The sequence below is a fragment of the Phyllobacterium sophorae genome (genome assembly GCF_003010965.1).
Taxonomy (GTDB): Bacteria; Pseudomonadota; Alphaproteobacteria; order Rhizobiales; family Rhizobiaceae; genus Phyllobacterium; species Phyllobacterium sophorae.
Genome location: NZ_PGGM01000005.1, coordinates 316,880 through 333,737, shown reverse-complemented (window position 1 = coordinate 333,737; position 16,858 = coordinate 316,880). Strand labels below are relative to the sequence as shown.

The window sequence follows — 16,858 nt, the reverse complement described above, 5'->3', positions numbered from 1 at the left end:
ACGAGTCAAACATCATGCAGGTCAAATGCGGATCCCGCGGGACGAGATCGTGGAAGGCGATCACATTTGTGCTCGGCTGCGGTCTCGCCCTCCTTCCGGTGCAAAATGTGGCCGTCGCCGAGGACAGTGTCGTAAAACTGAACCAGAGCCAGAGCACCGGCAAGCGGATCAATCTGGGCCTGAGCAAATCGCTGGTCGTCGACCTTCCATCGGATGCCTACGACATCCTCGTCGCCAATCCGACCGTTGCCGATGCTGTTACCCGCACCGCACGCCGTATCTATCTCTTCGGCAAGCAGGTCGGGCAAACCAATGTCTTTGTCTTCGGCCCCAACGGCGAGCAACTCGCCAGCTTCGATCTGGTGATCGAACGCGATGTGGCCGGCCTCGAAGACAGTCTCAGGAAATACATCCCGGATTCCGATATCAAAGTCGAATTGATGAACGACAACGTCATCCTGACCGGGACGGTACAGACCCCGCTTGATGCCAAACGGGCGAGTGATCTCGCCAATCTGCTCGTTTCGGGCGGTGAAGCGACCACTGGCCAGTATGCGCTCACGGCGTCTGGCCAGGGCGGCAGCAATGGCGGCGGTGGTTCGGACGTTGCGATCAGCGATCCTGACGAGGCGCGCCAGAGGAGCAAGATCGTCAATCTGATCCAGATTGCCGGCGACGATCAGGTCACGCTGAAAGTAACGGTGGCCGAGGTCAGCCGGAGCGTTATGAAGCAGCTTGGTGTCAATATGATCGCTTCCACCAAGTCCGATGGCATCCTCTTCAGTTCCGAAAACATCGCATCGCTCGTGGGCAAGGCGTTGACGAGTTCCGGCGCATCCATCCCTGTGTCCATCGGAAGCACGTCCATCAACTCGTATCTGAATGCGATGGAGTCAGCCGGTGTCATGAAAACGCTGGCGGAGCCCTCCCTTACGGCAGTGTCGGGTGAGCAGGCAACGTTCAAGGTTGGCGGCGAATACAATCTCATTACCGGCCAATCTATCGAGGAAAACTCGGTGACCGGCGCAGAGCGTTCCAGCTACGAAATTACCAAGGTCGAGTATGGTATCGGCCTCGAATTTGTTCCTGTCGTCCTCTCGCCGGGGCGTATAAGCCTGAAGGTGCGGACGTCCGTTTCTGAGCCTACCATGGAAGGTTCCGTTTCCCTGTCCTCGGGTGGTGATCCCCTTCGCAACAAGACATTCGGCCCGGCAACAAACCTCATTTCCTTGCGCAAGCGTCTCGCGGATACGACCGTTGAATTGCCATCCGGCGGCTCGATGATGATCGCGGGCCTCATGCGCGACGAGAACCGGGCTGCCATTTCCGGCCTGCCGGGAATGTCCAAGATCCCCGTGCTCGGCACCTTGTTCCGCAGCCGGGAGTTTGTGCGCAACGAGAGCGAACTTGTCATAATCATCACGCCCTACCTGGTTCGTCCGGTGGCGCGAACGGCGCTCGCCCGGCCAGACGACAATCTCAATCCAGCTAGCGATGCTGCCGGTATTTTCCTGGGCAAGGTCAATCGTGTCTACGGCACAAAGGAAGCCAGGCTGCCGGACGGACGCTACGAAGGCAATGTTGGTTACATCTACAAATGAACAAGGACCGGGGCATGTCAAACGCAATCAGTTTTCATCGCATGAAGCCGGTCCTGGCCGTTCTGGCTGTCTCGCTCCTTGCCGGATGCGCGCCACGCGAAATGACCGGCAGTATTCCGGACGACTACCGGACCAACCATCCGATCGTGATCTCGGAAAAGGAGCAGGTCGCTGACATCCCGGTGGGTCACGCGGACAGCAAACTGTCGATCACCCAGCGCAGCATCGTGCAGCAGGCGGCGGCCAATTATCACGCCAACGGTTCCGGCGTAATTCATATATTGCTGCCTGCCGGGTCGCCGAATGAGCGTGCCGCCACCCGCCTGCGCGGCGATATTGCTGCGACCTTGCGCAAGGGCGGCGTAAAGCCGTTCAACATTTCGAGCGAGCGCTACCAGGCCGGAGCCGAAGGATCTCCACCCATACGCCTGTCTTACTCCGCGATGACCGCATCGACCGGCCCCTGCGGCCAATGGCCGAAGGATCTGCTCGATACGGCGGATAACAAGCATTATGCCAACTTCGGTTGCGCCAGCCAGAATAATCTCGCCGCACAAGTTGCCAATCCGGCCGATCTGCTTGGACCGAGGGCGTCGTCGCCGATCGATGCCGAGCGGCGCGGTATTGTCATCGAGGACTATAGAGGCGTCCCCGCGGAGAGGCCGCATACGCTCCCGGCGGAACAAGTCATCTACGATTTCAACTGATAAGCACCTCTCTTCGAAAAGCGGAATGCTAAAATGAGTCAATTGGCCTTCGAAACAGAAAATCAATCCGGGGATGGCAGCGAGCGGTCCGCAGGAATGGGTCTGCAAGCCTTTCGGCCAATTCCTCGCATTTCGATCCAGGCGTTTTGCGAGACGGACGCGGTTGCAAGACAGATCGCGCGCGCCAATGAAGACCGCCGCATGGCGAAGACCCACGCACAGGTCCACATGGGTGGCATCGAGCGCGCAGTAGAACTGTTTCAGACCGTATCGACGCCCAATCTCGTTCTGCTTGAAACATCGGCCGCGCCGCGCGACATGCTGCAGAGTCTTGCTGCGCTGTCGGAGGTTTGCGATCCGAGCACGAAAGTTGTCATCATCGGTCATTTCAACGATGTCTGGCTCTATCGCGAACTTATCCGCAATGGCGTTTCCGAATACATGGTCGCCCCGATCGATTTGCCCGACATTGTTGGCGTGATCGGCGGGTTGTTCGTGGACCCGGAGGCGAAGCCTCTCGGCACTTCCATTGCATTCATCGGTGCCAAGGGAGGGGTCGGTGCCTCGACGATTGCCCATAACATCGCCTGGGCAATCTCCTCGCTCTTCAAGAGCGAGGTGGTGATTGCCGATATGGACCTGCCCTATGGCACGGCAAACATCAATTTCGACCAGGACCCGGCACAAGGGATCGCGGAAGCCGTGTTCTCCCCAGAGCGGATCGACGACGTCTATCTCGATCGGCTGCTTGCGCAATGCGCCGAGAACCTGTCGCTTCTTGCGGCACCATCGACACTTGATCGTGTCTTCGATTTTCGCGACGATTCCTTCGCGCACCTGATCGATGTAGCACAGAGATCCGTTCCGCACGTCATTCTCGATGTGCCGCATTCATGGAATGGCTGGACACGCACCACGCTGGCCAGGGCAGACGAGGTCGTCATCGTCGCATCGCCGGAACTGGCAAATCTTCGCAATACCAAGAACCTGCTTGATACGTTGAAACAGCTTCGCCCCAACGATGCGCCGCCGCGTCTCGTTCTCAACCAGGTTGGCGTTCCGAAACGTCCGGAAATCGCGCCATTGGATTTTTGTGGTCCACTTGGAATCCTGCCAATCGCCACCGTGCCGTTTGAACCGGCGCTGTTCGGCAGCGCGGCAAACAATGGACGGATGCTGGCGGAAACCGATGCTGCCAATCCGATCGTCCAGACTGTCAACGAAATGGCACACATTCTCACCGGCCGCATAACGCTGAAGGCCAAGAAGAAACCGGGGCTGGCAGCTGTTCTATCCAAGCTGAAGCGCAAGAAATAGTGGAATTGAAGAGGCATCATGTTCGGTAAACGCGGCAATGCCGGTGCAAATCACCAGGTTCAGGAATTTCGGGCGGTAGCGCTTGAAACCGCGTTGCCCGCTCCCGGGATAATGGCAACCGAGGCGGCACGACTGCCGCGGGATATTCTCGAGCCAAAGCGTTCGCCCGTCGAAGCGCCAAAGCCTCTCATGCCGCTGCGCGAAAAGAACGATGCCTACTACGACACCAAATCCCAGGTGTTCGCCGCGCTGATCGACACGATCGATCTGGCGCAACTGTCCAAGCTCGATTCCGAAGTCGCGCGCGAGGAAATACGCGATATCGTCAATGACATCATCGCGATCAAGAACTTCGCCATGTCGATTTCCGAGCAGGAAGAACTGCTCGACGACATCTGTAACGATGTTCTTGGTTATGGCCCGCTCGAGCCGCTGCTGGCTAGGGATGACATTGCCGACATCATGGTCAATGGTGCGCGCAAAACCTATATCGAAGTGCTCGGCAAGGTACAGGAGTCTGGCGTCCGTTTCCGGGACAACCAGCAGCTTTTGAATATTTGCCAGCGCATCGTCAGCCAGGTGGGCCGCCGGGTCGATGAATCGAGCCCCATCTGCGATGCGCGCTTGCCGGATGGCTCCCGCGTCAACGTCATCGCGCCGCCACTCGCGATTGACGGACCGGTCCTGACCATCCGCAAATTCAAGAAGGACAAGCTGACCCTTGACCAGCTCGTGCGTTTCGGTGCGATTTCTCCAGCCGGGGCGGAATTGCTGCAGATCATTGGCCGCGTCCGCTGCAATATCGTCATTTCCGGCGGTACGGGTTCCGGCAAGACCACGCTGCTAAACTGTCTGACGAATTATATCGACAAGGATGAGCGCATTATCACCTGCGAGGACTCGGCGGAACTGCAATTGCAGCAACCGCATGTGGTGCGCCTTGAAACAAGACCGGCCAATCTGGAAGGCGAGGGCGAAATCACCATGCGTGATCTCGTCAAGAACTGCCTGCGCATGCGACCGGAGCGGATCATCGTCGGCGAGGTGCGCGGACCGGAAGTCTTTGATCTGCTGTCGGCGATGAACACCGGCCATGACGGTTCCATGGGAACCATTCACTCCAACAGTCCAAGAGAATGCCTCAGCCGTATCGAATCCATGATCGCGATGGGCGGTTTTGCCCTGCCGCAACGAACGGTTCGCGAAATCATCGTCGGTTCAGTCGACATCATCATTCAGGCGGCGCGCCTTCGCGACGGTTCGCGCCGGATCACCCATGTGACCGAGGTTACCGGCATGGAAGGTGACGTGATCATTACGCAAGATCTCATGAATTATCAGATCACCGGCGAGGACGCCAATGGCCGGCTTACCGGGCAGCACGTCTCGACCGGCATCAGCCGGCCCCATTTCTGGGAAAGGGCTCGTTATTTCAATGAAGACCGCCGCCTTGCGCACGCGCTCGACTCGATGGAAACGGCAAAGGCATGACCGGAGGACCCATCCATGTTCGGGCTTAGTCTGGCGCAGATCCTTTTTGTCGCTCTCGTCGCCCTGACATTTGCTGCCCTTGCCTATGTCGTCTTTTTTGAATCGATCGCCTGGCAGAAAAAATCAGATGAGCGGCTGAAAAGCGTCAAGCTGGCCGCAACGGACAGTCTTGGCAAATTTACTGTGCGGGACAAGCAGGCCGAAGCTGTCAAACGCCGCAAGTCTGTTCTGGATACGCTGAAGGATATCGAGCAGCGCCAGAAATTGCGTGACAAGAATATCAAGTCTCCGCCTTTGAAGATGCTGATCGTCCAGGCCGGAATGAAGGTACCCGTTGCGCGCTTTTATGTTTACTCGGTCATTGCCGGCGTTATCGTCACCATATTGGGCCTGTTTCTTGGATCGCCGCTCTATCTGGCGCCCGGATTGTTTCTTGCCGGTGCCTTCGGTCTGCCGCGATGGTTGGTCTATTTCAGGCGCAGCCGTCGCATCAAGGCGTTTCTCCACGAGTTTCCCAATTCCATCGATGTGATTGTGCGCGCGCTTCGCTCCGGCCTGCCGCTCAATGACGGAATTCGGCTTATTGCTCAGGAAGCGCAGGAACCTGTCCGCACTGAATTTCGCCGGATGGTCGATGCGCAGCAGGTTGGCATCAGTATTCCGGAATCCTCGATGCGCATGTCGGAATATATGCCGTGTCCGGAAGCAAGCTTCTTCGGTATCGTCATCCAGATCCAGTCACAAGCGGGCGGCAACCTTTCCGAAGCGCTCGGCAATCTCTCGCGTGTGTTGCGCGACCGGAAAAAAATGGCTGCGAAGGTCCAGGCGTTGTCCATGGAAGCAAAGGCGTCGGCCTATATCATCGGTGCCTTGCCTTTCATCGTCGCGACACTGGTCTACCTCACAAGCCCGCAATACATCATGGTGCTGTTCCAGACCGACACGGGCCATGTGATCCTGGGCTGTGCGGCAACCTGGATGGCCATCGGTATCCTGATCATGAAGAAAATGATCAATTTCAAGTTCTGATGCGAATTCCGGGAGAGAGGCTCCAGATGCTCACCACCATTTCCAAAGCAATGCACGACCCGGCCTTTATCTTCGCGGTGCTTGTCGGCGTATCGATCTTTGCGACCCTCATGACTTTCCTGATGCCTATGCTGTCTGGCTCGGACCTGAAATCGCGAATGAAATCGGTGGCGTTGGAGCGGGATCAGATCAGGTCACGCGAGCGCGCCCGGATGGCGACTGAGAGTGAAGGCCGGCGCAAGAATGGCGCCGGTTCGTTGCGGTTGGCGGAGCGGCAAGGGGTCAGGCAGTTCGTCGAGCGACTGGATCTGCAACGTGCCCTTGCGGATGAAAAGACGGTAACTTCCCTGCGCACGGCCGGATTTCGCGGCCAGAATGCTCTGAACATCTTTCTGGCGGCGCGTTTCGGGTTGCCATTCGTGACGCTGGGTTTAACGGTCTTCTGGATTTTCGGCCTGGGCGGTCTGGCGGAGAAGTCAACGATGCTGCGCGTTGCCGCCTGTTTTGCCGGTGCGTATGTCGGCTTCTATCTGCCAAACCTCTATGTGAGGAACTGCGCTACGAAACGCCAGCAATCCATCAAGCTGGCATGGCCGGATGCGCTTGACCTGATGTTGATCTGTGTTGAATCCGGCATGTCCATCGAGGCGGCCTTCAAGAAAGTCTCTGAGGAGATCGGTGTCCAGTCGGCCGAATTGGCGGAGGAACTGGTCCTGACCAACGCCGAATTGTCATTTCTGCCGGAACGCCGCCAGGCCTATGAAAACCTGGCAACCCGCACCGGGCTTGAAACGGTCAAGTCCGTGGTGCAGGCATTGACCCAGTCAGAACGCTATGGAACGTCGATTGGCAGCGCCTTGCGCGTCCTTTCCGATGAAAGCCGTGAGGCGCGATTGATGGAGGCCGAGAAGAAAGCCGCTGCGCTGCCGCCGAAATTGACCGTGCCGATGATCGTCTTCCTGCTTCCGGTACTCTTTGCTGTCATCCTCGGCCCCGCTTTCATCCAGATTTCGGCACAGGGCGGCATATTCGGACCGGCAACACCAAAATGACCGGGGACGTTCCCGAACATGGAAAAGCCGCCGGGATGGAGCGGCCTTTTTAGCTTTGCAACGGAAGATCAGCTCTTCGGTTTGCTCTTGTCCTTGAGCATGTTCCAGGAGTTCTGCTGCGCCAGCATCGATCGCAGATATCGCACGTTCGCTTGTGCCTGTTGGGGCGAAAGTTCCTGCTTCGCGATTGTCTCTGCTTCGTCAAAGCGGCCTTGCAGTCCAATAACCAGTGCCAGGTTCTGCCGCACGCGACTGTCGGAACCAGGCGCGGTCACGGCTTTGCGCATATAGCTTTCGGCCGTGTTCAGCTCCCCGGAAAGCACGTAGGACATGCCCATGTTGGAAAGGATCGACGCTTCGTTGGCATTAATCTGCAGGGCCTGCCGGTAAAGATCACGAGCTTCGCTGGTCTTTCCCAACTGATCCAGAATCGCACCTTGAGCCGAAAGCAGTTTCCAGTCCGGATATTCCGGGGTCTGGGCCCGGCGCAGGGCATCGAGTGCAGCTTCAAACTCTCCGCTGCTCGCAAGTGCCTTGCCATAGGCCGCGAGAACCTCTCGATCCTGCGGGTAGGCAATTGCAAGACTGCGCATCACGGCGAGCGCCTGGTCGCTGCGACCGGTCATGCGCAGCACGGTGGCAAATTTCATCGCCGTCGTCTTGTCCTTTGGGTTCGCCTGATATCGCGTACCCAGGCCCGTGGATGCCTGCATCAATTGCTGTTCGTTCATCTGGTCGAAATTGCCGGAGGGAACGGCCGTACCAGCGCTGTCAGGTGCGATCGAACCAGTGGTCGTCCTGTCCGTGGTGGCACAGCCGGCAATGCCCGCCGCCACTGCGAGAATGGCGACGGAAAAAATGAAGCGGCGATGAGAGCGAGAATTGATCATATTAAACCGTTCTGCCGGAGGGAATTTGGGACGAAGCCGAAGCCCGAAGAATTTGGCCCGAATTCACCCGGCCCTTCGGGTTTCCGGCTGGCGGCCAACCACTTGTCAGGCGGCTTCGTCCGATGGGGGCGCATCGGCCCTGCCACCTTCCTCGTGGATTGTCTCGCCTTCCGCGAAACAGAACTGGTTCAATATGATCAAATCTCGCTCTAAGTTGAATAATGCCTGCGCTTGCCATAGTTTGCCCCATCCGCAGCACAAATCCCTGTGCGTTAACCCAATCCCACGCTTAGAAATATTCTGTTAACCCTAATGGACAGTTAACGACGCTACCTTGGGTGCAGAAGATTGATCGAGGAGAAATTGCCATGCCGGCTGGAATCACCAGGAAGAAAACCTCTGTTAGCAAGCCCGTGTGGTTCGTACAAAAGGGCGGGCTGGAGAGGGCCGGCTTAGACAGCGCAGCGCTCGCCTGGGCCAACGCGAATGGCTTCGATGGACAGCCGGGACGGGTATTGGTGATCCCCGGTGAAAGGGGTGACATTTCGGGAGCCCTGCTTGGTACCGGAAAGGATGATTCCAGGCTGATCGCTGGAAAACTCGCAACCGGCCTGCCGAAGGGTTCCTGGCATCTGGCAAGCTCCGTCGGCGAGCCTGACCTCACGGCGCTGGCCTTCCTTCTCGGCGGTTACAAATTTGCCCGCTACACGGCCAGGGAAGATGTTGATGTCACGCTCGTGCTGCCGGATGGCGCGGATAAGGCGGATGTCAAGCGTCTCGCCAAGGCGGTCACGCTTGCGCGGGATCTCATCAACACGCCGACCAATGATATGGGACCGGATGCGCTGGAGGCGGCGGTGCGCAAGGCTGGCGACGAACACAAGGCTTCGGTCAGTGTCATCAAGGGCAATGAATTGCTCAAAAAGAACTTCCCGATGATCCATGCGGTTGGCCGTGCCGGCAGCGAGGAACCGCGATTGATCGACCTTGAATGGGGCAAGAAGGATGCACCAAAGGTAACGCTGGTCGGCAAAGGTGTGTGCTTTGATACCGGCGGTCTCGATATCAAGCCTTCCAGCAGCATGCTCTTGATGAAGAAGGACATGGGCGGCGCGGCGAATGTCCTGGCTTTGGCAAGCATCATCATGGACGCGAAATTGCCGGTGCGTCTGCGTGTTTTGATCCCGGCTGTCGAGAACTCGATTTCCGCCAATGCCTTCCGTCCGAGCGACGTGCTGACCAGCCGCAAGGGCCTGACGGTGGAGATCGGCAATACCGATGCGGAGGGACGCCTGGTATTGGCCGACGCACTGGCTCTGGCGGATGACGAGGAACCCGAGATTCTTATCGACATGGCAACGCTGACCGGTGCAGCACGGGTGGCGCTCGGTCCGGACCTGCCGCCCTTCTATTCGAATGATGACGCCTTTGCTCTCGATCTTGCCAATGCTTCCGAAGCCGTTGCCGATCCGCTCTGGCGCATGCCGCTGTGGCAGCCCTACGATAGCAAGCTTTCTTCGCGCGTCGCCGATATGAACAACGTGACGAGCGACGGGTTTGCCGGGTCGATCACGGCTGCGCTGTTCCTGCAGCGCTTTGTGAGCAAGGCGAACGTTTGGGCGCATTTCGATATTTTCGGCTGGAATCCTGTCGAAAAGCCGCATGCGCCGATTGGCGGCGAAGCGCAGGCAATACGCGCGCTTTACCATCTTTTGAAACAACGCTTCCCCGTCAAATGAACAGCTTGCACCCTTCGCGGCCAGGTCTAGAATGGAACGGAGCCGAAATGATCTCGGAAACCGTGCATGTTGATAGAACTGAGGCCGATGCAGGCGTTGACATTGTGGAAAGAAATCGCCCTTTCGGAAGTGCGCGATGACGCCCACGATCTCACCATGCGGCAGCTGGCAGTGCTCCTTACCGTGTATCTTGAGCCGCCGCCGCACACGATACGCGGCATGGCGGCGAAACTTGGCGTGACAAAACCTGTCATCACCCGCGCCCTTGACACAATGGGGGGCTATGGTCTGGTCGATCGCCACCGCGATGAAAAGGACAAGCGCAACGTGCTCGTCAAGAGAACGGTAAAAGGTGCGCTCTATGTTGAAAGGCTCGGCGATCTCGTTATCGCCAAAGCAAGAGGACTGCCGCTTTGAAAGCTGATACACCGACCTTGGACAAACGGCTGAACGCCTTCAGGCCCGACCTTGCCGATGAGAACCTGCGCGGCATGGTCGAGGCAGAGCGCTTCGTCTCCGGCAAGCCGATGCGTATTGCCGACGCCGTGGCCGACGTCCGCTCAGAACCGCGCGGCGATGCCGGCATCACGACGCAGGTCCTTTACGGCGATGATGTTCTCGTCTTCGAGGACGACAACGGCTGGTGCTGGATCCAGAACGAGCGCGACGGCTATGTCGGTTATGTGGTGGACACCACGCTTGATCGACGCGCGAGCGAGCCAACGCATATCGTCATCGCCCCTCGGACATTCGTCTATCCGGGCTCCGATCTGAAGTATCCGAGGACCAAGGCGCTGTCCATGGGCTCGCTGGTCACCATTGCAGGCGGCGAAGAAAGGCGAGGCACACTCTACGGTATGCTGCCGAGCGGCGAGGCGGTCATAGCCAGGCACCTGGTGCCGGTCGACGAGGTGACGGACGATCACGTCGCCGTTGCCGAAACGCTGATGCATACGCCCTATCTCTGGGGCGGAGTATCGGGATTCGGTGTTGATTGCTCAGGTCTGGTCCAGCTCTCGCTGCTGATGACCGGGCTGCCTGTCTTGCGCGACACCGACATGCAGGCGGCTTCCATCGGTGACCTCATCGAGCCGGACAAGGACTATCAAAATCTGCAACGTGGCGATTTCGTCTTCTGGAAGGGCCATGTTGCCATGATGGCGAGCCATTCCATGCTGCTGCATGCCAGCGGTCATACGATGAGCGTAACCCTTGAGCCGTTGCGCGATGCCATTGACCGCATCGCCTATCTCTACGGCAAACCGACGGCAGTACGGCGGTTATAGGGCAAAATGCCCGCCGCTTGCGCAGCGGGCAGCATTGCATCACGCAGCGGTCAGCTCCGCCACCTGCCGGAAGGTCTTGATGATCTGCAGGCAGGCACGCGCAGCTTCCTGGCCCTTGGTCAGGAAATGCCGGGTGAAGAAGTCGATACGTTGTGCATGTTCCTGGAAGTGGTGCGGCGTCAGCACGGCCGATAACATGGGAACACCGGTTTCCATCTGCGCAATGAGAAGCGCATTGACCACGGTTCCAGCAACAAAATCATGCCTGTATATGCCGCCATCGACGACCAGACCCGCAGCAACGATGGCCTCGTAGCGGCCCGTCTCTGCCAGCTTCTTGGCAAGAAGCGGGATATCGAATGAGCCCGGCGCGTCATAGACGTCGAATCTCTCCGGTGTGACGCCCTGGCGTTGCAATTCGCCTTCGAAGCCGATCCGGCATTGATCGACGATCTCCGCATGCCATCGCGCTTGTATGAAAGCGATGCGCGGCGCTGGTGCTGAATGATATGGGGTATTGCTATTCTGGAACTGATCCATGTCTTTCTCCTTCGAGTGGACGTGAATCAGGGCACAACCAAAGGTGGCAAAGACCGCCTTGCGGCGGTTCGGCCATTCAGTTGTTCTCTTTCATCCGGACTATACCGTCGGCTTCGGAATTGCACCGAAATCTGCTGACCTTTCCAGGCGCATGGCCCGTCCAGGGGGATGTGGCGCAGTAGCTGGAAAGCGCTCGCGGGCTCGCACCTGACACCGAGAGGGCATCCAGTGATTACCGCCGGTGGGGAATTGCGCCCCGCCCTGAGAACACTTAACGGCCGCACCATAATTGATTGCTCTTATGGGTCAAGCGCTGGTTCGGGTTGCACGCACTGCTTCAATTGCGCTGCTAATATTGTGCCGCCCTGTCGACGATGTTTTTCAACGGCTCGCCGCGTTCATAGGATTCGATCTGCGCGACGATTTCTGGAACGAGTGCCTGAGGGCTCGAACTCGCCGCCGCATGCGGCGTGAGCATGACCTGCGGATGTGTCCAGAGCGGGCTATCCTTCGGCAGGGGCTCCTTGTTGAACACGTCGAGCGTCACCACCGACAGCATGCCGCGGTCCAATGCTGCCAGAATATCGGGCTCATTCTGCAATCCGCCACGACCTGCATTGATGAGCGTCGGTGCACCGAGCGGGCCCTCCGCTTTCATCTGCGCGAACATCGTCATGGACAGAATTCCCTTGGTGTCCGGCGTCAACGGCAGCAGGCAGACGACGATATCCACGTCCTTGAGGAAATCCCGCAGGCCGTCCTTGCCGAAATAGGTGGTGACACCTTCGATCGTTTGCAGGCGCCGGCTCCAGCCGCTGACCCTGAAGCCGAGCATGCGCAATTTCTGCGCAGCATCACGCCCGAGCACACCAAGGCCGAGAATGCCAACGGTTACCTCGTGGGCAGCGGGCTGGCGGCGATCCTCTCGCCACACGCGCTGGCGCTGCTGCTCGCGATAACGCAATCCAAGCCTTTGATGATCGAGGACCTGCCAGACCACATACTCGCTCATGCGCATGGTGAGATCTGGCGATACGATGCGAACGATTGGAACATCAGGAATTTGCTGGTCGTGGAAGACATGGTCGACGCCTGCGCCGAGTGAAAAGATCACTTCCAGATTGGGTAGCCCTGCGAGCGATCCCTGACGCTGTTTCCACACGAGAGCGTAACGGATTTTCTCCTTGTCCGTGTTGGCATCAAGCACGAGCTTGCGGCCGGGCGCAGCCTTGGCAAACTCAGTCTGCCAGACTTCCGGATCCCAACCCGTAACCGCCAACAGAATCTTGTCGTTCGCACCGCTCGTCATTCGCTAACTGCTCCCTGTTCGGCCGTTTCTATCCTGAAGGCCGCAGCCATCAGGGCTTTTGTATAGTCGGTCTTGGGCCGCGCGAAGATTTCCTCCGACGGACCATATTCCACTGCCTTGCCATTGCGCATCACCAGCACGTCGTTAGCAAGCGCCTTGACCACTTTCAGGTCGTGGCTAATGAAAAGATACGCCAGATTGTGCTTCTGCTGCAATGCGCGCAAAAGGTCGACCACCTGCGCCTGAACGCTCATGTCGAGCGCCGATGTCGGCTCGTCCAGCATGACGAAACGCGGGTTGAGCACCATTGCGCGGGCAATCGCAATGCGCTGACGCTGGCCGCCAGAAAATTCATGCGGATAGCGGAAACGGTTTTCCGGATCGAGATTGACCTCCTTCAGCGCGGCGACAACACGTGCATCGCGCTCACCCTCTGAAAGCGCGGGCTCATGCACCTGCAAACCTTCGGCAACAATATCGGAGATCGACATGCGCGGCGACAATGAGCCATAGGGATCCTGGAAGACAATCTGCAACTCGCGGCGGAGCGGACGCATTTGCTTGAATGAATATTGATTGATGTCCTTTTCCCCAAAGCGGATCACGCCTTGCGACGAGATCATCCGCGACAGGGCAAGGCCGAGCGTCGTCTTGCCCGAACCGGATTCACCGACGACGCCGAGTGTCTGACCGGCGCGGATGGTGACATCGATGCCGTCTACCGCCTTCACGTGATCGACTGTCTTGCGCAGGAAGCCCTGTTTGATGGGGAACCAAACCTTGATCTGTTCGCCGCGCATGACCGGGTCCGCCGTCAGGTCCGCCGAAGGAGGATTGCCCTTGGGTTCTGCCGCCAGCAGATGCCGCGTATATTCGTGCTGCGGATTATCAAATATCTGCTTGGTCGGGCCGGTTTCGACGATCTTGCCGCCGGTCATAACGCAAACGCGGTCTGCGATCTTGCGCACGATGCCGAGATCATGGGTAATGAAAAGCATCGACATGCCCTGCGCGGCCTTGAGTTCCGCGAGGAGCTTGAGGATCTGAGCCTGGACTGTCACGTCCAACGCGGTGGTCGGTTCGTCGGCGATCAGCAGCTTTGGCTTGTTGGCAAGGGCCATGGCTATCATCACGCGCTGCCGCTGTCCGCCGGAGAGCTGGTGCGGATAGGCGCCCATGCGCTTTTCCGGCTCGCGAATACCGACTTCCTCAAGCAATGCCAGCGTCCGCTGGCGGGCCGCCTTGTCGCCCATGCCCTGGTGCAGCTTCAACACCTCGCCAACCTGCTTTTCGATCGTATGGAGCGGATTGAGAGAGGTCATCGGCTCCTGGAAGATCATGGTGATGTCATTGCCGCGGACACGGCGCAGATCGGTCTCGTCCTTGTCCAGCAGATCCTCGCCGTTGAACAGGATCTGCCCCGACGGATGCGAAGCAGGCGGATAGGGCAGAAGTTTCAGGATCGACAGCGCAGAAACCGATTTGCCGGAACCGGATTCGCCAACGAGCGCCACGGTCTCGCCCTGCGCAATGTCGAAGGAAATGCCATCGACGGCCAGCGTGTCGCGGCCGCCTTGCGTGAAAGCAACGGAAAGATCGCGGACGGAGAGGAGGGGGGCACTCATTTGAAGGCCTTCCTTGGATCGAATGCGTCACGCGTCGCTTCGCCGACAAATATCAGCAGCGACAGCATCAGCGATATGACGATGAAACCCGTGAGGCCGAGCCAGGGCGCCTGCAGATTGTTCTTGCCCTGCGCCAGCAGTTCGCCAAGCGATGGCGAGCCAGGCGGCAGGCCGAAGCCAAGAAAATCGAGCGAGGTCAATGTAGTGATCGATCCATTGAGAATGAAGGGCAGAAAGGTCAGTGTCGTTACCATGGCGTTGGGCAGCAGATGCCGGAACATGATCGTCCGGTCACGCACGCCGAGCGCTCGCGCGGCGTTGACATACTCGAAGTTGCGGGCCCGCAGGAATTCCGCGCGGACAATGCCGACGAAACTGACCCAGGAAAACAGCAGCATGATGCAAAGGAGAATCCAGAATCCCGGCGGAAGGATCGAAGCCATGATCAGCAGCAGGTAAAGGGTGGGAACCGAGGACCATATCTCGATGAAGCGCTGGGCGATGAGATCAAGCCAGCCGCCAAAATACCCCTGCAAAGCGCCCGCGGTGACGCCGATGACGGCGGATGCCGCAGTCAGGATCAGGCCAAAGAGGACAGAGATGCGGAAACCGTAGAGCGCGCGGGCAAAGACGTCGCGCGCCTGGTCGTCGGTGCCGAGAATGTTCATGTTGCCGAAGGTGCAGTTGGCATCGTTGACGCCTTGCGCATAGCGGGCACAACGTTCTTCCGGTGTATAGAGCCAGTAGGGTTTTGATGGCGCTGTATCGGGCAGCTCATTGTTGACGGTGCGGTAGGAATAGCGGACCGGCGGCCAGATCGCCCAGCCATTGGCGTTGATCTCGTCCTGGATCACCGGGTCGCGATAATCGGTAACCGCATAGAAGCCGCCGAACTTCTCCTCCGGGTAATCGACCAGGACCGGATAGAGGATTTCACCCTTGTAGGATACGAGGATCGGCTTGTCATTGGCGATGAATTCGGCAAACAGCGAGGCAACGAACAGAAAAAGGAAAATCCATAGCGCCCACCAGCCACGCCGGTTGGCCTTGAAATTCTGCCAGCGCCGCGCATTGAGCGGCGACAGTCGCGGACGGCGGACGGGTAGGGCCCGGGGCGTCGTTTGCGCGCCAACAATATCGGTCATCAGACGTCCCTCCGCTCGAAATCGATGCGCGGATCGATCCATGTGTAGAGAAGATCGGACAGGAGGCTGACGACGACGCCGACAAGCGCAAAGATATAGACCGTGGCGATCACCACGGGGTAGTCGCGATTGATGATCGATTCATAGCCGAGCAGCCCCAGCCCATCGAGCGAGAATATCGCCTCGATCAAGAGCTGGCCGGTGAAGAAGATGGAGATGAAAGCGCTCGGAAAGCCGGATATGACGATGAGCATCGCGTTGCGGAAGACGTGGCCGTAGAGGATCTTGCGCTCGCTCAGGCCCTTGGCACGCGCCGTGGTGACGTACTGCTTGCGGATTTCATCGAGAAACGAGTTCTTGGTGAGAAGCGTTGTCGTGGCGAAGGCCGAAAGCAGCATGGCCGTCAGCGGCAAAGCCAGGTGCCAGGCATAGTCGACGATCTTGCCGAACACCGAGAGCTGCGAAAAATTGTTGGAGGTCAGGCCACGCAAGGGAAACCAGTCGAAGAATGACCCGCCTGCGAAAAAGACGATCAGCATGATGCCGAACAGGAAGCCCGGTATCGCATAGCCGACGATGATGATCCCGCTGGTCCAGATGTCGAAGGTCGATCCGTCCCTGATGGCCTTGCGGATGCCAAGGGGTATCGAAATCATGTAGGAAAGCAATGTCATCCACAGGCCGAGCGATATGGAGACGGGCAGCTTCTCCTTGATCAGCTGCACGACGCTGATGTCTCGGAAATAACTCTTGCCGAAATCAAAGCGAACATAGTTCCAGACGAGCAGACCGAAACGCTGAAGCGGCGGTTTATCCAGTCCAAACTGCTTTTCCAGGCTGGCGATGAACGCCGGATCCAACCCCTGCGCTCCGCGATATTTCGAATTGCCTTCACCAAGACCAATCTGATCCTGATTCTGACCAAAATCGGCACCGCCACCGCCAATGCGATCCATGGCATTGCCCCCTTGGCCGGTGATCTGACCGATAATCCGCTCCACAGGTCCGCCGGGCACGAACTGCACAATGACGAAGCAGACAAGCAAGACCCCGAAAAGTGTCGGGACCATCAAAGCCAGGCGACGGAGGATATAGGCTCCCATCAGGAGTTCCCTCTCAACGCCGCG

The 16,858-nt window shown here is 58.3% G+C and carries 15 protein-coding genes and 1 riboswitch; of the genes, 9 read left to right on the top strand and 6 right to left on the bottom strand.

Annotated elements, in window-relative coordinates; translation table 11 throughout:
- Positions 1-14: 14 nt before the first annotated feature.
- Genes CU103_RS14180 through CU103_RS14155 form a run of 6 tightly spaced genes read left to right on the top strand, consistent with a single transcriptional unit; the run spans position 15 to position 7,197 of the window.
- A complete protein-coding gene (locus CU103_RS14180; protein ID WP_106664619.1) occupies positions 15-1,601 on the top strand; it encodes a type II and III secretion system protein family protein in 1,587 nt (528 codons plus the stop codon).
- A 14-nt stretch (positions 1,602-1,615) separates the two neighbouring features.
- Positions 1,616-2,308, top strand: coding sequence for a CpaD family pilus assembly protein (locus tag CU103_RS14175; protein WP_106664617.1), 693 nt, complete (start codon positions 1,616-1,618; stop codon positions 2,306-2,308).
- A gap of 33 nt (positions 2,309-2,341) precedes the next feature.
- Positions 2,342-3,625 carry a CpaE/TadZ family protein gene (locus tag CU103_RS14170; RefSeq protein ID WP_106664565.1) on the top strand — a complete coding sequence of 428 codons (1,284 nt, stop codon included), beginning with the start codon at positions 2,342-2,344 and terminating at the stop codon, positions 3,623-3,625.
- Between the two features lie 18 nt (positions 3,626-3,643).
- Positions 3,644-5,116, top strand: coding sequence for a TadA family conjugal transfer-associated ATPase (locus CU103_RS14165; RefSeq protein ID WP_106664564.1), 1,473 nt, complete (start codon positions 3,644-3,646; stop codon positions 5,114-5,116).
- Between the two features lie 15 nt (positions 5,117-5,131).
- Positions 5,132-6,145 carry a type II secretion system F family protein gene (locus CU103_RS14160; protein WP_106664563.1) on the top strand — a complete coding sequence of 338 codons (1,014 nt, stop codon included), beginning with the start codon at positions 5,132-5,134 and terminating at the stop codon, positions 6,143-6,145.
- A 26-nt stretch (positions 6,146-6,171) separates the two neighbouring features.
- Entirely contained in the window at positions 6,172-7,197 is a 1,026-nt protein-coding gene (locus tag CU103_RS14155) for a type II secretion system F family protein (protein ID WP_106664562.1), read from the top strand.
- Between the two features lie 68 nt (positions 7,198-7,265).
- On the opposite strand, the gene CU103_RS14150 is transcribed toward CU103_RS14155, so the two are convergent.
- Positions 7,266-8,087, bottom strand: a complete 822-nt coding sequence (locus tag CU103_RS14150) for a tetratricopeptide repeat protein (protein WP_106664561.1) — start codon at positions 8,085-8,087, stop codon at positions 7,266-7,268.
- Between the two features lie 368 nt (positions 8,088-8,455).
- On the opposite strand from CU103_RS14150, the gene CU103_RS14145 reads away from it, so the two are divergent.
- The 3 genes from CU103_RS14145 to CU103_RS14135 all read left to right on the top strand — a co-directional run bounded on the left by CU103_RS14145 (position 8,456) and on the right by CU103_RS14135 (position 11,112).
- Positions 8,456-9,826 carry a leucyl aminopeptidase family protein gene (locus CU103_RS14145; RefSeq protein WP_106664560.1) on the top strand — a complete coding sequence of 457 codons (1,371 nt, stop codon included), beginning with the start codon at positions 8,456-8,458 and terminating at the stop codon, positions 9,824-9,826.
- A 66-nt stretch (positions 9,827-9,892) separates the two neighbouring features.
- Entirely contained in the window at positions 9,893-10,243 is a 351-nt protein-coding gene (locus CU103_RS14140) for a MarR family transcriptional regulator (RefSeq protein ID WP_106664559.1), read from the top strand.
- Entirely contained in the window at positions 10,240-11,112 is an 873-nt protein-coding gene (locus tag CU103_RS14135) for a C40 family peptidase (protein WP_245448785.1), read from the top strand. The genes CU103_RS14140 and CU103_RS14135 overlap by 4 nt, the downstream gene beginning before the upstream one ends.
- Positions 11,113-11,151: 39 nt before the next feature.
- On the opposite strand, the gene CU103_RS14130 is transcribed toward CU103_RS14135, so the two are convergent.
- From CU103_RS14130 to CU103_RS14110, 5 genes are all read right to left on the bottom strand, one after another.
- Positions 11,152-11,652: a 6,7-dimethyl-8-ribityllumazine synthase gene (locus CU103_RS14130; RefSeq protein WP_106664558.1), complete on the bottom strand. Its 501-nt coding sequence runs from the start codon at positions 11,650-11,652 to the stop codon at positions 11,152-11,154.
- A 78-nt stretch (positions 11,653-11,730) separates the two neighbouring features.
- Positions 11,731-11,925: riboswitch (FMN riboswitch) on the bottom strand.
- A 76-nt stretch (positions 11,926-12,001) separates the two neighbouring features.
- Positions 12,002-12,961: a 2-hydroxyacid dehydrogenase gene (locus CU103_RS14125; RefSeq protein ID WP_106664557.1), complete on the bottom strand. Its 960-nt coding sequence runs from the start codon at positions 12,959-12,961 to the stop codon at positions 12,002-12,004.
- Entirely contained in the window at positions 12,958-14,586 is a 1,629-nt protein-coding gene (locus CU103_RS14120; RefSeq protein ID WP_106664556.1) for an ABC transporter ATP-binding protein, read from the bottom strand. Before CU103_RS14120 ends, CU103_RS14125 begins: the two co-directional genes overlap by 4 nt.
- On the bottom strand, positions 14,583-15,731 hold the full coding sequence (locus CU103_RS14115; protein ID WP_106664555.1) for an ABC transporter permease: 1,149 nt from the start codon (positions 15,729-15,731) through the stop codon (positions 14,583-14,585). Before CU103_RS14115 ends, CU103_RS14120 begins: the two co-directional genes overlap by 4 nt.
- Positions 15,731-16,834: a microcin C ABC transporter permease YejB gene (locus tag CU103_RS14110; protein ID WP_106664554.1), complete on the bottom strand. Its 1,104-nt coding sequence runs from the start codon at positions 16,832-16,834 to the stop codon at positions 15,731-15,733. Before CU103_RS14110 ends, CU103_RS14115 begins: the two co-directional genes overlap by 1 nt.
- Positions 16,835-16,858 lie beyond the last annotated feature (24 nt).